This is a genomic window from Streptococcus henryi DSM 19005 (assembly GCF_000376985.1).
Lineage (GTDB): Bacteria > Bacillota > Bacilli > Lactobacillales > Streptococcaceae > Streptococcus > Streptococcus henryi.
This window is the reverse complement of sequence record NZ_AQYA01000022.1, coordinates 1-13,393: the sequence shown is the minus strand read 5'-3', so window position 1 is coordinate 13,393 and position 13,393 is coordinate 1. Positions and strand designations below refer to the sequence as shown.

At 36.5% G+C, this 13,393-nt stretch carries 16 protein-coding genes and 1 tRNA gene; 3 read left to right on the top strand and 14 right to left on the bottom strand.

Annotation, left to right across the window (positions count from 1 at the left end; genetic code table 11):
* Window positions 1-34 precede the first annotated feature (34 nt).
* From rimP to F601_RS0101700, 7 genes are all read right to left on the bottom strand, one after another.
* Window positions 35-511, bottom strand: coding sequence for a ribosome maturation factor RimP (rimP, locus tag F601_RS0101730; RefSeq protein ID WP_040833225.1), 477 nt, complete (start codon window positions 509-511; stop codon window positions 35-37).
* A 296-nt stretch (window positions 512-807) separates the two neighbouring features.
* On the bottom strand, window positions 808-1,791 hold the full coding sequence (locus F601_RS0101725) for a GGDEF domain-containing protein (protein WP_018163948.1): 984 nt from the start codon (window positions 1,789-1,791) through the stop codon (window positions 808-810).
* Between the two features lie 231 nt (window positions 1,792-2,022).
* Window positions 2,023-2,109 (bottom strand) — tRNA-Ser (locus tag F601_RS0101720).
* Between the two features lie 60 nt (window positions 2,110-2,169).
* Window positions 2,170-2,805, bottom strand: coding sequence for a tRNA (guanosine(46)-N7)-methyltransferase TrmB (gene trmB / locus F601_RS0101715; protein WP_018163947.1), 636 nt, complete (start codon window positions 2,803-2,805; stop codon window positions 2,170-2,172).
* The gene (ccrZ, locus tag F601_RS0101710; RefSeq protein ID WP_018163946.1) at window positions 2,805-3,596 is read right to left on the bottom strand and encodes a cell cycle regulator CcrZ; all 792 of its coding nucleotides are present in this window, start codon (window positions 3,594-3,596) and stop codon (window positions 2,805-2,807) included. Before ccrZ ends, trmB begins: the two co-directional genes overlap by 1 nt.
* 58 nt (window positions 3,597-3,654) lie before the next feature.
* On the bottom strand, window positions 3,655-4,689 hold the full coding sequence (locus F601_RS0101705; RefSeq protein WP_018163945.1) for an ABC transporter permease: 1,035 nt from the start codon (window positions 4,687-4,689) through the stop codon (window positions 3,655-3,657).
* Between the two features lies 1 nt (window position 4,690).
* Window positions 4,691-5,416 carry an ABC transporter ATP-binding protein gene (locus tag F601_RS0101700; protein ID WP_018163944.1) on the bottom strand — a complete coding sequence of 242 codons (726 nt, stop codon included), beginning with the start codon at window positions 5,414-5,416 and terminating at the stop codon, window positions 4,691-4,693.
* Between the two features lie 63 nt (window positions 5,417-5,479).
* On the opposite strand from F601_RS0101700, the gene F601_RS0101695 reads away from it, so the two are divergent.
* Both F601_RS0101695 and F601_RS0101690 read left to right on the top strand, forming a co-directional pair.
* The gene (locus tag F601_RS0101695; RefSeq protein WP_018163943.1) at window positions 5,480-5,899 is read left to right on the top strand and encodes an HIT family protein; all 420 of its coding nucleotides are present in this window, start codon (window positions 5,480-5,482) and stop codon (window positions 5,897-5,899) included.
* Window positions 5,896-6,189 carry a hypothetical protein gene (locus F601_RS0101690; RefSeq protein WP_018163942.1) on the top strand — a complete coding sequence of 98 codons (294 nt, stop codon included), beginning with the start codon at window positions 5,896-5,898 and terminating at the stop codon, window positions 6,187-6,189. The genes F601_RS0101695 and F601_RS0101690 overlap by 4 nt, the downstream gene beginning before the upstream one ends.
* A gap of 652 nt (window positions 6,190-6,841) precedes the next feature.
* Here F601_RS0101690 and lytR read toward each other — a convergent pair.
* The 6 genes from lytR to F601_RS0101660 form a co-directional block, all read right to left on the bottom strand.
* Window positions 6,842-7,963 (bottom strand): glycopolymer--peptidoglycan transferase LytR, encoded by a 1,122-nt coding sequence (gene lytR, locus F601_RS0101685; protein WP_026183062.1) that lies wholly within the window; start codon window positions 7,961-7,963, stop codon window positions 6,842-6,844.
* 8 nt (window positions 7,964-7,971) lie between these two features.
* Window positions 7,972-8,493 carry a GNAT family N-acetyltransferase gene (locus F601_RS0101680; RefSeq protein WP_018163940.1) on the bottom strand — a complete coding sequence of 174 codons (522 nt, stop codon included), beginning with the start codon at window positions 8,491-8,493 and terminating at the stop codon, window positions 7,972-7,974.
* Window positions 8,486-8,929: a tRNA (adenosine(37)-N6)-threonylcarbamoyltransferase complex ATPase subunit type 1 TsaE gene (tsaE, locus tag F601_RS0101675; RefSeq protein WP_018163939.1), complete on the bottom strand. Its 444-nt coding sequence runs from the start codon at window positions 8,927-8,929 to the stop codon at window positions 8,486-8,488. Before tsaE ends, F601_RS0101680 begins: the two co-directional genes overlap by 8 nt.
* Before the next feature lie 161 nt (window positions 8,930-9,090).
* The gene (locus F601_RS0101670) at window positions 9,091-10,512 is read right to left on the bottom strand and encodes an NCS2 family permease (RefSeq protein WP_018163938.1); all 1,422 of its coding nucleotides are present in this window, start codon (window positions 10,510-10,512) and stop codon (window positions 9,091-9,093) included.
* A gap of 82 nt (window positions 10,513-10,594) precedes the next feature.
* On the bottom strand, window positions 10,595-11,209 hold the full coding sequence (locus F601_RS0101665; protein ID WP_018163937.1) for a DUF1361 domain-containing protein: 615 nt from the start codon (window positions 11,207-11,209) through the stop codon (window positions 10,595-10,597).
* 346 nt (window positions 11,210-11,555) lie between these two features.
* Window positions 11,556-12,140, bottom strand: a complete 585-nt coding sequence (locus F601_RS0101660; protein ID WP_026183061.1) for a DUF1361 domain-containing protein — start codon at window positions 12,138-12,140, stop codon at window positions 11,556-11,558.
* Between the two features lie 155 nt (window positions 12,141-12,295).
* Between F601_RS0101660 and F601_RS0101655 the strand changes: the two genes are divergently transcribed.
* Complete coding sequence (locus F601_RS0101655; RefSeq protein ID WP_018163935.1) at window positions 12,296-13,108, top strand: HAD family hydrolase; 813 nt, start codon at window positions 12,296-12,298, stop codon at window positions 13,106-13,108.
* Here the strand turns inward: F601_RS0101655 and F601_RS12780 are convergent.
* Window positions 13,033-13,393: transposase (locus F601_RS12780; protein WP_248678545.1), on the bottom strand; the 361-nt coding region annotated here is incomplete at its 5' end. The genes F601_RS0101655 and F601_RS12780 overlap by 76 nt on opposite strands.

The following is a 13,393-nucleotide window of genomic DNA, read 5'->3' as shown; positions in this document are numbered from 1 at the left end:
GCCAGTCAAAGAGACTGGATGTGCTTAATGCTATTTATAATTTAACAGCCATACGTGCCTTAGACACAATTTCATAAGGGATTTCAACTTGCTTATGACGAGTTTTATCCATGAAATCAATCACTAAGTTTTCTCCATCAAAGGATATTAGGTCCCCTTCAAAGATTTTCACTTTGTCAATTGCCTTATAAAGACTGACATTGATATAGCTACCAACAGCATTTTCCAAAGCTTCTTTTGTCTTTAATGGTCGCTCCAAACCTGGACTAGAAACCTCTAGCATATATTGATCTGGAAACGGATCTGGTTTAATGGTATCTAATAAAGGACTAATGATATCTGTTAACTCAGCTGTATCTTCAACCGTAATCCCCTCAGGCTTATCAACTAAGATACTGAGTATAAAATCACTTCCCATTTTTTCATACTCAACATCAACCAACTCAAATGGAGCTTTGATCACTGGTGCTACTACTTCTGTGACGATGTCAACAATATTTACTTTTGCGATGGTACTTCCCTCCTTCTCCTAGGGTACTCCCCCCTAAGTGGCTTACCCAAAATCATACAATTCTCATTAGACTACCTCAACTAAGAGGACAAAACTTGTCTTAAAACAAGCATAGAATGTCTATAAGATGCACACAAGAGGCGAAGAATTAACTCCGCCCCTTTTTGTATTATTTAATAGTATTATAACATAAAAATCTGAAATCACAAGAAAAAAGTTCTACTTGGAATATACCATAGGAAAATCCGTGATTTGATAAAACTAGTTAAACATTTAAACATTTAGTGAACTCAAAGTCATTTTTTTGTTTTTCCTCTCATCTTGTATTGATACATTTCATGATCGGCTTTTTTATAAAAATCTGAAAATTCCAAATTAGAATTGTAAAAATTAGAATAAACACCGTAAGAAATCGAGAGTTTGTGTGCCCCTTTTTTCATTTCATTTTGAACGAGTGTAATTAGCATTTTAGCAGTTGAATATGGTACACCTGATAAAAGGATAGCGAACTCATCACCTCCTAATCTGGCAACTACGGCGGAGGCAGGCATGTATTTGGTCAAACAATTTCCAAACTCTATTAACAGTTGGTCTCCTTCGTGATGACCATACCTATCGTTGATTTCTTTAAAATCATCCAAGTCAGCGATAATAAGAGTGATGTTATCTTCTTTTCTATTTTGGATCTCTTCAAAAGCTAACTCAAGATATCTTCTGTTAAAAAGTGTAGTTAATGAATCTTGATAAATTAATTTTTGATTAGCAAGTTCATTTTTCTTCTGTTCTGTAATGTCTAAGACAATGCAAGAAACGCCTATAATTTTTCTTCGATTATTATAAATCGGTGAAAAAATATTTTGCCAATAGAGTGTCTCTCCTTTTTTATCAATGATATCGAGACTTGTAAAAGTAACTCCTTCAAGAGCTTTATCAATATTCTCTTTTAACTTAACTGCCTCTTCTTCGCCAAGAAAAGTAAAAGGAACCTCACCTATTCGTGGAGTAAAGCCAAAGAATTCCTCCATGACGTCAATATCATGCTGATTTAAAGCTATAAATCTATAATTTAAATCAACAGCAAATAAGCTAAGCATCTCAGAACTTTCCAAGATAAAGTCTGCTATCAAGAAATTACCATTTCTTGACCTAAAAAGATAGAAAATAAAAATCACTGAAAAGCAAATCAAGAGAATCCAACTAATACTTAAAATTAGATGACTGCTATTTAGTCTCCATTCTTCAAATATTAGAATCCCTAGCAAAACAATCAGCAAAGCCATTTTCCACAAAACGATTCTAAACGTATTCCTTCGTAAAACACTTTCTAACTTCGGAAAAACCAAAATATCCCTTCTCTCAACATAGAATAGGGGGAACTTGAATATAATCACTATGTAGTATCAAAGGAAACTTGAATATATCCCCAAACTAATTCAAGCTTACTAGGATCTACAAATACATCTCTTCCAATGCTATCGAATAATTCTAAAAACTATGATAGATTGTCAGTAAGGAGAGGAGGGGATTCGAACCCCCGAGCCCCGTTAAGGACTACACGCTTTCCAAGCGTGCGCACTCGGCCACTATGCGACCTCTCCAAAATGGAGCTGAATAAATCAACTCCATACCATTATATCACGCTTTCATAGCTCTGACTACTAGAATTTAGCCTCTACACGATAGATAACTTGACCTTTACGCGAAAATTTTTCTTCGTATTCAGTCATAATATTACCTTCATAAGCACTATCATGCAAATCAAGCCAAACTTGTTTTAGAGTCATGCCATATTGTGAAAAGCTAGCCAAACTGTATTCAAACAAGCCCCTGTTGTCAGTTTTGAAATGAATTTCACCTTGTTCTGGTAAGATTTGTTTGTAAGTATCCAAGAACGTTTTGTATGTCAAACGACGTTTTTCATGCTTTGTTTTAGGCCATGGATCTGAGAAATTAAGATACATTAAATCAATTTCACCATCTTCAAAATAGTTGGTTAAAGCTGATCCATCAACACGAAGCAATTTGACGTTTTGAGCTCCACTAGCTAAAACTTTATCCAAAGCATAACTCAATACAGACAATTGGATATCGATGCCAATATAGTTTATCTCAGGATTTTGTAAAGCCATTCCTGTGATAAAAGCTCCTTTACCAGAACCAACTTCGATATGGATTGGGTTACTGTTTCCAAAAATCTCGTGCCAACGACCTTTGGCATCTTCAGGATTTAATATGACATATTGTGGGTTGTTTTCTAAGTGCTCTTCAGCACCTTTACGTTTTCTAACTCGCATTATTTCTTTCTAACTAATTCTCTAAATTTACGTAAACCGTATATTTCTTGATTCACATGCTCCATATCACGTTTATCAAAACAATTTAAAATCTGAGCTAAGTATGAAAATTGACCATACCAGACAATTTTTTCTCTAACTTTTTCATTATCTTTGTAACCATAGTAAGTTAGCCATTCATGCCAACGAGAATATGGGATATAGTGACTAAGTAAGTAAGCCACATCGTACATACGATCAGTAAGTCTCACAGAATCCCAATCAACCAAATAAATCATTCCTGATGTCGTAATGACCCAATTACTATGCTTAATGTCACCGTGCACAATCGTAGCTACTTCAGACCGAAAGGCAGGTAAACTGCGCTTAAGTTCTTTTACGATTGATTGCAGATAAGTATTTTCAACAATCTGCAATGGTGCATTATTTTCCCAGTCTAGCAACAAATCATATGGATTTTCAATCTTATAATTCAACTGCAAAAGCTGGTTAACCAATGGTTTCGAGGTATGAAGACGCTGCAAAATATGGGCAATCTGTTTACTTCCCATATCTTCACGCGTCAAAATTCTACCGTCCAACCATTCTTGGGCGCTCATTGTGTCGCCATTCCCCAATCGTTTTGACCATAATAATTGTGGCGCAATCTGTTCCTTTGCTAAGGCTGGTAATATTGGGGTTGTGTTTACTTTGACAAAAATGCGATCCCCATTTGCATAGGTACCGATATATGCCTTACCACTCTTCCCTCTTAAGGGGGTCAATGTAAAATCTTGATCGGATGTCGTCACCTTGCCACCCTCCTTTTCTCAATGAATCGTTTAATCTATTTTACTTGTTTTACAAGGCTTAGTCAATCAAACTTTTAATTTTGTAAGGAAGATACAATTTTGTAATAATTATTGTGGCCAATAGCAAAGCTAGGGCTGATCTCACAGAGAAAGTCAGTGCAAGTTCAGGTAAAATTAGAAAGTAAGATATCCTTTCTAAAAAGCTCTGCAAATTACCAGCCTTATCCTCCTGGGATACAGGGTAAAGCCCAGTCAAATAGTGATAATCAAAATGATGATAGAGAGCTAGCAACTGAAATACCAAAAGATAATTAAAAACAATAGCTAGTGCCGCTGCCATCAAACGATTCGGAACAAAAATTAAAGCAAGCAGACTCAGTAGAAGTAAACGAATCGTCAACCCTAAATAATCTGAGCTTCTCAAAAAAGCACGTAAATAGAGATTTTCCCATGTTTTAGCATGTTTTTTCTTAACTAAGTTTAGTAAGCCATCCAAATACTTACGACGTCTTACACTAGTTGAAATTCCTTTAACATTAGTGAATAATGAAAAGAATTTCAAAATGGATTGCTTACGATTATTTTCATAAGTAAGTGCCCTATCCCATGAAAGCTTACCCTCATCAAATAAGATCTTGCTTTTATGAAGCATGACAAACCATTTAATGACTCCTAATACATCAATCAATACAAAAGCAAGTCCAAGAGACAAGCCTAATTTTAGAAAAATAGGAAGCAAAAGCAACAAAACAAGTGTCTGTATGCTGACCCAAACTAGAAATGAACGCAGTCGTGCCTTGTGGATTAATGGAACTAATTCTTCTTCTTTTGTTAAGAGAAAAAGTTTATCAGCCGGTTCTAGGTAGGTCGCTATACGTCCAAGTCCAAGAAGACCTACTATAATAAAAAATAAGATAAGAAAGATTGGTAAGTGCTGATTTGGAAAATTTCTCAAGAGATTGCTATACTGCACCATGAGAAATCCCATGAGAAAAAGCAATACCAAGACAAAGTGGTCATTGAGAACAAAACGGAGATATTTTAGGCATTGCGCTATAAAAGCTGCGCGACGCTTTTGAAAAAGTTCTGTCATATTATGCCTCTTTCGTTAGAGCCATGTAGATGTCACTTAGACTAGCTGTGCTATCGCCAAAGGCTTGCTGTAAATCTGCCAAAGTCCCGCTAGCTCTCACCTCTCCTTGGTGGAGAATAACAAAACGGTCACACATCTTTTCAGCAGAATCCAAAACGTGTGTAGACATGAGGATAGACTTACCTTTAGCTTTTTCCTGAGCTAATAAGGTTGTCAAATCTGAGATCGCTAAGGGGTCCAATCCAAGGAAAGGTTCGTCAACGATAAACAAACTCGGATCAACAATAAAGGCACAGATAATCATAACTTTCTGCTTCATCCCTTTAGAAAAATTGATTGGAAACCAGTCCAACTTATCAGACAAACGAAAAATAGCCAACAACTCTTCCGCACGCGCCATCGCTTCTTCAATAGGAATATCATAAGCCATAGCAACTGTTTCAATATGTTCACGAAGCGTCAATTCCTCATAAAGACTCGGCGTTTCAGGAATGAAGCCAATTTTCTTACGGTATTGCGCCTGTCCTTGAGACAAACTCAAGTCATCAATAGTAATGGTACCTTGGTAGGGTGTCAGCAGACCAATGATTTCATTAATTGTTGTTGATTTACCAGCACCGTTTAGGCCGATTAAGCCAACCAACTCACCATCTGCTACTTCAAAAGATATATTTTTTAAAACAGGGATATTAACATATCCGCCAGTTACATTTTCAAGTTTTAACATAATTTTCTCGCATTTTTTTGATATAATCATTATAACAAAATCAAGAAATTATAGGGGACACAAATGGAAAATTGTATTTTTTGTAAAATAATTGCTGGAGAAATCCCATCTTCTAAAGTCTACGAAGACGACCAAGTCATGGCATTTTTAGACATTTCTCAAACTACCAAAGGACACACTCTGCTTGTACCAAAAGAACATGTGCGTAATGTCCTTGAAATGTCAGAAGCTACTGCTAGTACACTTTTTGCCCGTCTTCCTAAACTAGCGCGTGCTCTTAAAACTGCTACTGGAGCGCCAGCCATGAACATCATTAACAATAACGAAGAGATTGCAGGACAAACTGTCTTTCATGCCCACGTGCACCTTGTTCCGCGCTATCAGGAAAATGATGGCATCAAAATTGAATACACGACACATGAACCTGATTTTGATGCTCTTGGGAAATTAGCAGAGCAGATTTCAAAAGAGGTAGACGCATGAAATTGAAACATTTTCTAGCTGTCGGACTAGCTAGCTACGCTGGATATCAAGCCTATAAAAATCGCGAACGGATAAAAAACACTGTCCTTGTAGCCATTGAAACAAGAGAAGCTATGAGTTTAGACCTTGACAAAATCAAGGATAGCCTTAGTACTATCCAAGAAGAAAGTTATAAAGTTAATCAAATCAATCAGGACTTAACTTACAAATTCCGTGTTTTTGAAAAAGAGGCTCAGGCTCATCTTAATGAGATTAAGTCCATAACTGCTAAATATCAGGAAAGTAAATAAAACCCTTTATTGTGATAATTACGCAAAAATTGATTGTCTGGTAAATAACATATTCTAGGAGTGGGACAGAACTCATCACAAAGAAAAATTGAACTCACCTACGACACTGTTCAAAAAAATACGCACCTCTAGGTATAAACGACGCCTAGACGCAAGCGCCGTCATTGCGTTTCCTACTTTGCCTTGTGTCGGTTAACGGCTTTGTATCTTAACAAAGAGTTCCCTCATACCTCAATCTTCAGGTTGGGGCTGAAAGAGTCTCACGCTGGCTATTTCACTCCTATCCCCGAAAGGTTTAGTAGGGCCGTTCGAACTTTGAAAAAAGCAAAGGAATTCCCGCTAAGCTAATGCATATCGATTATATTCTAAATATAGTCGAATGAATTAGCTTTGATACATTGTCACTATCGGCTTGCCGTCTCTCGGTTGAGAGTAAGAAATTTCTTCAAGACAAAGTATCTCCAGACTCTTAAAGCTGTGTTTTTTTACCAGCCTCTTTTTACCCAAAAAGGGGCTTAGCAAACAGTCTTGAAAATCATAAATGGCTTAGAATAACGTCTTCAACAAACGTTGTTTCTAAGCCATTTTCTATTGTTCAATTTTTAAGAGAAAAGCTAAAAATTGAGTTTTTGCCCAGCCCCATTCTTAAATATTAATAACCGTAAGCCGGATCCACATAAGACTGACTGGCATCACCATAATAGCCAGAACCCACGGAGTCATCATAACTAACACTGGCTTCATTTGAACCATAATAAGAGTAACCATAAAGATTCTCATAAAGAACGGCAGATGTTGTTAATTCCTCGCTTTCATCCAAACCAAGCTCACTTTTAATCGTATTTTGTACTTCAAGCAAGTGTTCCGAAGTTACTATCTGGTATGAGGTTTCATTAATCATTGCATCCTCACCCTTGAGCTGATAAGTCTCGATTGTTTTAAGGGCGTCTGTATAGCCTAATAGCTGAGGGATAGTTTTCGATGAAATTTCAATGTTAGTCTGCATATTCTTACTTACAGCTGATAAGATTTTACGATAAGAACTGACACTATCTAAAGCTAAGATTTTTGCCAAGACCTTCTGAATAACTTCACGTTGACGTCTTTGACGCCCATAGTCTCCTTCAGGATCATCATAACGCATACGAGCATAAACCAAGGCTTGATCTCCATTAATATGGTGAGTCCCAGGTTCAACAGTCGATGTGTACTCAGGCTCATTTGCTTCAATTGAAATTGGAAAATCAAAATCATTTGTAACCGTGATGCCACCAACCGCATCAACTAAGTCAACTAGTCCTTGCATATTGATTTGAACATATTGGTCAATCGTAATATCCAATAAATCTTGTACAGTCATGATTGCCATCTGAGCTCCGCCTGATGCATATGCAGCATTAAGTTTTGCCTCAACACCGTTCATATCATTATCATCTGGTCCAGTTAATCCGATTAAGATATCACGCTCCAAACTGGTCATGGTTGTCTTCTTTGTTTTTGGATTTACTGTCACCAAAATCATAGAATCACTATTCCCTGTCCAAGTATCAGTACGTGAACCTGTTCCAGTATCAACTCCCATTAAAAGAATTGAGAAGGGCTTAGTTTGTTCGATAGCAGTGCTTTTTGTATCAGAGGTCTGAAAATCTTTAAAAGTCTTTGCTAATTCACTTGTTGAAAAGTTGTAGGCAGTGGTCACGTAAGTTCCCAATGCTACAATAGTTGTTAGGAAAATCGCACCTAACATTAGCCATATTTTTTTTCCAATAGTCATTTATTCATCTAATCTATCAGCTTACTCATCAAGTAAACATCAAGAAATTCTCCATCCTTTGTTCTAGCACCGCGTTCTTTGATGCCTTCTACCCTAAAACCAAACTTTTCATAAATGTGAACGGCTTTTTCATTCCGTTTTTGAACTGTCAACTCTAATCGACGAATTATGCCACTATGCTCAGCCCAATCAATCGCAGCTTCCATTAAAAACTGACCAAGGCCATATCCCCAATACTTTTTAGCCACTGCGACAAAAATATCACCTATATGACTAACACTACCAGAAGAAGCAGCAGCAATATTCAAAACACCAACAAGTTCATTACCTACGTGAGCTACCAAACAAATCTGATTATCAGACAACTGACGACTCTGAATAAAACTCATGGCTTCTTCTACCGTCATTTGACTTTCCTCATCATCACTCGTTATAAAATCTGTTTCCGCGGTAACTTGAGCAAGTAATTTAGCTAATCCAGAAGCATCTTCAAGTTGAGCTTCACAAATAACTACTTCCTGCTCAGCCATTTTGCAAGTCCTCCAGAAGTAGCTGACTTTTTACCCCGTGTGCTTCAAATGATACTTTTCGCCCATCGTCTTGCTTATCGATAAAAACTTCTAAATAATCATCAAGGCTATCCGAGCTAAGTAACTCACCCCACTCAATGACAGTCACACCATCCCCATAAAGAAAGTCATCCAAGTCAATCGAGTCGGGATCATCCCCAATCCGATAAACATCTAAATGATAAAGCGGTAGACGTCCTTCATACTCCCGAACGATGGTATATGTCGGACTTTTAATCATCTGTTTAATTTCAAGAGCTCTTGCAATTCCTTTAGTAATGGTCGTCTTTCCTGCACCAAGATCTCCTGTCAAAACCAGGACATGACCTGCCTGCAGCTTTTGACCAATCCGAAAACCAATTGCTATCAGCTCATCTTCATTTTGGCTATAAAACATGCCATTATTATATCAAAAATAAAACGTTGTTCCAAGCCTTATCATGACTATGCCCTACTTTATAATCATTTCCTATTATAAACCTCACAATAATAAAAGGATTGCCACAAGAACAACCCTAATATTATTATTTTATCCTTAAAAAAAGTTTATATGATTTTTTAGAGGATAGCTAAGCTAATGAAATTCAAGATAAAGAGGATATCCAATACCCATACAATTCCATGAACATCTTTCACTTCTCCCTTAACAACTTTTACCAAAGTATAAGTCAAGAAACCAGCAGCAATACCGTAAGTAATACTGTAAGAGAAGCCCATGAAGATTGATGTAAAGAAAGCTGGAACTGCTTCAGCCATATCATCCCATTTGATGTTTTTAAGATTTGACAACATCATAACACCAACAATGATAAGAATTGGGGCAGTCGCTTGTGTTGGAACGATTGAAACAAGTGGACTAAAGAAGCTTGAAATAGCAAATAGACCTGCAACAACCAAAGCAGTCAAACCTGTACGACCACCAGCACCAATACCAGCAGCAGATTCAACATAAGTTGTTACGTTTGAAGTACCGGCAATCGCACCAAGTGTTGTACCAATAAGATCCGAATAAAGTGCCTTATCAAGAGCTTGAGACTCGTGATTATCGCCTGATGTAGCTACGATACCAACTTTTTCACCAGTACCAATAAGTGTACCAATAGTATCAAAAATATCTGTTAGAGAGAATGCTAAGATAGCCATAAAAACGCCTGGTAAACGAGATACATCTGAGAAAAGAGAACCAAGACCCTGGCTACCAAGAGCTACACCAAAGACACTTTGCAAATCTTTAAATGAAGCTGACAAGTTAGTAGCAGCCCAGTTAATACTTCCGAGATCAACAACTCCCATGAAAATTCCAATAATCGTAGTTGCAATGATTGAAAGAATAACACCACCACGAATATTTTTAACAATGAAAATAATTGTGATGACAAGACCAATAAGAGCTAGGATGACGCCAGGATTATTAAAAGAAACTAAACCTGGAGTTGCCGCAGCACTTGCGTTGATTGAAGCAAGCCCCTCAGCAGCACCATCCCCAGTCACTGTATATGTACCAGGATCAATTGAGAAATGTAAAAAACCTGCATTCTTAATCCCAACATAAGCTAGGAAAATACCAATACCAGCTGAGATAGCTGACTTCAAACTTGTTGGAATAGACTCAATAATCATCTTACGGACTTTTGTAACTGTGATAATCAAAGAAATAACACCACAGATAAATACCATAGCAAGTGCTTCTTGCCAAGTGTAACCAAGGGCAAAGACAACTGTATAGGTAAAGAAAGCGTTAAGTCCCATACCTGGTGCCTGAGCATAAGGAAGATTAGCATAAAGTGCCATCATCAAAGTACCCGCTACAGCACCGATAATTGTTGCTAAGAAGACACCTTGTGCTGGCATTCCCGTTTGTGCGAGCATAGATGGGTTAACAAACAGGATGTACGACATTGCAAAGAAGGTTGTCAAACCTGCTGTCACCTCTGTTTGGACAGTGGTACCATGTTCCTTCAATTTAAAAAACTTTTCCATGAAAGTTTAGTTCTCCTTGTGAGGTAAAATTTATTTTGTTCGGGTTTTCCCGAACGACAATATTATTTTACCAAAAGTTTGTTCACTTTTCAATGCCTTTAACTTTAAATTTATTATCTAAAAATACTAAACAAAGAACCTGCATAAAGGTAAATCCTAAAACAAAGTGCAGAGCATCCCAGCTAACGACACTTAATAATTCATCTACAACCAGCTTAGGTCTGGTAAAAATATCCCAAGAATTTAATCTGGCATATCGTCCAATATGAATAGCAAAGCTGGATACAAAAGATAGACCACCTATAAAAACAAGTCTCAAAAAATAATTTTTCAACTTCAATAAGGATGTCATAAGATTAACACTTTCAATCCCACAAAGTACACCAAATAAGATACTTGAAACATAGAGTAAGTACCGAATTAAACTCCACTTATCCCATAAAACAGAGTCTGTAAAACTCATATGAACAATATCTGTTAGCATATAAAAGGTATTAGGATAGAAAAAAAGCCAGAACAGTCCCAAAACTATTTTGAAACTTCTCCTCTTTACATAGATAGCTGCAACCGCAAAGTCTAAAGCAATAAGTGCCAAAATCATATTCCAAATTAAATCTGGTCCAGATAAGTTATAATAACGAATCCCCAGAGCAATGATAAGGAAAAAAAGATGAACAAATCCAATTTTTTTTAACATGAAATCTCCCTTCTTAATCGATCATCCATACAAACAAAATAATATTGAAAAATGACAATAATAAATTTATATTCTATTTAATCATTTTATTCCATATTGTAGCAAATTTCCCTTAAAATTCCTTAATACAACTTTCAAAAACAATCACAAGCCCTACAAACTATTAAAGGATTTCAAAATTTTTCTATCACAAAAGTATATATTTGTTTCATAAAAGAGAATTTTTCTACTATTTAAATAGTAAAATAAGGTCAAATTTAAATTTGCTCAAATCTTTGTCTGTGCTTGCCAAAGATTTGAGCATCAAAAAACTGATTTTCTATTCCAGAAAACCAGCTAAAGATTCCTATTCATCTCCAAGTAAGATTAACATCATCATTTGTATAGCAGTAAGTCCTACTACAAAAGGAACATTTGCCAATGTAATACTAGAAATTAATTCATTAATAAAATTAATGGGACTTGCTAGCAAGTCACCCCAACCAATGCTTGTAACACGCGCTACATGCAATGAAAAAGTTGCTAGCAATGCTATTATAGGCATCAGAACAAGTTGAACATAAAGATTTAATTTGAAACTTTTTAATATCAATTGTACGCTCAATGTTCCCGCAACCAAAGCGAAAACAAGACTACCAAGATAGACCGTGAAAGGTTTCATTCCATCAACCGACCAGATGGCATCTCCACCCCAAGACACATTTGCTACCCCAAGTAGTGCAGAAAAAGTATAAGGGTAGAAAAAACACCAGACTGGTATGGCCAGTACTCTGAACAGTTTATTTTTTGAATAATAAGCCAAAAATCCCATTTCAATTGCTACTAGAGAAAAAATAGTCGTTCTCATTATTCCCTCAACTGAAGGGTTATATTGCCAAATACCAAATAAAATAATCAAGACAAAAATATGACTAAAAATAATTTTATGCATACGTGATTGAAACCTCTCATTCTCTGTTTCATTATACCATACTATGACTTGCATTATCTTCAAATTATTCATAAGAAAAAGAATTTTTAGGTAATTTTTTCATTTTTCCAAAGGTGATTCTTTGCTTTTAAGAAGAAATTTTGTATAATCCTTGTATGAGAAAAAAATTAATTGCCATTGACTTAGATGGAACTTTGCTACACAGTAATAACACTATTTCAGACTATACCGTTCATGTTATCAACCAAGTAAAAGATAAGGGACACTCTGTTGTTATCGCAACTGGCAGACCCTATACAATGGCAGCTGATCATTATGAACGTCTTGGTCTGACAACGCCTATGATCAGTTTCAATGGTGCTTTGACGCATGTACCAGGAAAAAAATGGGACTTTGAGCGCAGCGTTACCATTGATAAAAGTTACTTAATGGATGTTTTGAAATTAAAAGACAGCTTCGAAGCTGATTTCATCGCCAGTGAGTATCGAAAAAAATTCTTTATCACAATGGATAATCCTGAGCGTATCAATCCAGAACTTTTTGGTGTTCAAAAAATTACGGATAACATGCATCTAGATACCAATAAAATCACTAAAAACCCAAATGCTCTTCTTATGCAAACACGTCACGAGGATAAGTATGCATTGGCTAAAGAGATGCGCCAGCATTTCAATAATGAAATGGAAATTGATTCATGGGGTGGTCCTATGAACATCTTGGAGTTTTCACCTAAGGGGGTCAATAAGGCATTCGCGCTTAATTATCTCCTTAAAGCCCTCAATAAAACGCCTGAAGATCTCATCGCTTTTGGTGATGAACATAATGACACCGAAATGCTATCGTTAGCTAAAACAGGCTATGCTATGAAAAATGCTAGCTCAGTACTTCTACCCTATGCTGACCAACAGTTGAACCACACGAATGAAGAAGATGGTGTCGCAAAAAAACTTGAAGAACTCTTTTTATAACAAGCAGAGGCTGGGCAAAAACTAGCTTCAAAATAAAACCACACAGTGATTTCCGTCTCGAAAACAATCAAGATGAAAGAATCACTGTGTGGTTTTTGAGTATGTGATGTTTTTGAGCCTAGATTCTTGGCCAATTTTGTGAGATTCATACTCATGAAGAGGAAGCCGACTTCCGTTTGGACGGCTTGATTACCTCTAACGTGAACTCTGCGAACGCCAAAAACACTCTTCAATCGGCCAAAAACGGGTTCGACATCGATTTTCCGTTTGGCGTAGATACGAGAG

Coding starts and splice junctions, on each gene's coding strand:
- tsaE (WP_018163939.1), bottom strand. CDS start 8,929: ATGTTTTATAGCCAAAATGAAGATGAGCTGATAGCAATTGGTTTTCGG.
- F601_RS0101705 (WP_018163945.1), bottom strand. CDS start 4,689: ATGACAGAACTTTTTCAAAAGCGTCGCGCAGCTTTTATAGCGCAATGC.
- F601_RS0101690 (WP_018163942.1), top strand. CDS start 5,896: ATGAAATTGAAACATTTTCTAGCTGTCGGACTAGCTAGCTACGCTGGA.
- trmB (WP_018163947.1), bottom strand. CDS start 2,805: ATGCGAGTTAGAAAACGTAAAGGTGCTGAAGAGCACTTAGAAAACAAC.
- F601_RS0101655 (WP_018163935.1), top strand. CDS start 12,296: ATGAGAAAAAAATTAATTGCCATTGACTTAGATGGAACTTTGCTACAC.
- F601_RS0101665 (WP_018163937.1), bottom strand. CDS start 11,209: ATGTTAAAAAAAATTGGATTTGTTCATCTTTTTTTCCTTATCATTGCT.
- F601_RS0101670 (WP_018163938.1), bottom strand. CDS start 10,512: ATGGAAAAGTTTTTTAAATTGAAGGAACATGGTACCACTGTCCAAACA.
- F601_RS0101680 (WP_018163940.1), bottom strand. CDS start 8,493: ATGGCTGAGCAGGAAGTAGTTATTTGTGAAGCTCAACTTGAAGATGCT.
- F601_RS0101695 (WP_018163943.1), top strand. CDS start 5,480: ATGGAAAATTGTATTTTTTGTAAAATAATTGCTGGAGAAATCCCATCT.
- lytR (WP_026183062.1), bottom strand. CDS start 7,963: ATGACTATTGGAAAAAAAATATGGCTAATGTTAGGTGCGATTTTCCTA.
- F601_RS0101660 (WP_026183061.1), bottom strand. CDS start 12,140: ATGCATAAAATTATTTTTAGTCATATTTTTGTCTTGATTATTTTATTT.
- F601_RS0101725 (WP_018163948.1), bottom strand. CDS start 1,791: ATGGCTTTGCTGATTGTTTTGCTAGGGATTCTAATATTTGAAGAATGG.
- F601_RS0101700 (WP_018163944.1), bottom strand. CDS start 5,416: ATGTTAAAACTTGAAAATGTAACTGGCGGATATGTTAATATCCCTGTT.